This window comes from Halorubrum sp. Atlit-26R (assembly GCF_003666015.1).
Lineage (GTDB): Archaea > Halobacteriota > Halobacteria > Halobacteriales > Haloferacaceae > Halorubrum.
The window spans coordinates 1-492 of the sequence record NZ_QPLT01000434.1 but is presented as its reverse complement, the minus strand read 5'-3'; the positions used below and the strand labels follow the sequence as shown (position 1 = coordinate 492).

Below are 492 nucleotides of genomic sequence, written 5' to 3'. Positions count from 1 at the left end.
TGGGACGCTCGGTCGTCGAGCCCGACGGCGTCGAGGAGTTCGTCCGCGCGGGAATGCCGGTCCGACCGGGCGATCCCCGCTTGGACCAGCGGGAGCGCGACGTTCTCGCGGGCGGTGAGCGCGGGGAGCAAGTGGAAGCGTTGGAACACTATACCGACGTTCTCCCGTCGGAAGGCCGTTCGGCGGCGGGGAGGAAGCGATCCGACCGCCGTGCCGCGGACCTCAATCTTCCCCGCCGTCGGCGTGTCGAGTCCGGCGAGCAGGTGGAGCAACGTCGACTTTCCGCTCCCGCTCGGACCGGCCACACCGACCACGTCGCCGCCGTCGGCGTCGAGCGACACCGAATCCAAGGCCGTTACCGTCCGGCCGTCAGCCGCAAACGGGCCGCCATCGGACTCGTACCGTCGTGTTACCTCCGTACAAACGACGAGCGACTGCGATGTGGAGGTGCCTGTCACTGAGAGATGTTCCGTCTCGAATAAATAAAAAACA

1 protein-coding gene is annotated in these 492 nt (G+C 66.7%); it reads right to left on the bottom strand.

Annotated elements, in window-relative coordinates; genetic code table 11:
* On the bottom strand, positions 1 to 341 hold a 341-nt coding region (locus DVK07_RS21330; protein ID WP_121598618.1), incomplete at its 3' end, for an ABC transporter ATP-binding protein.
* Positions 342 to 492 lie beyond the last annotated feature (151 nt).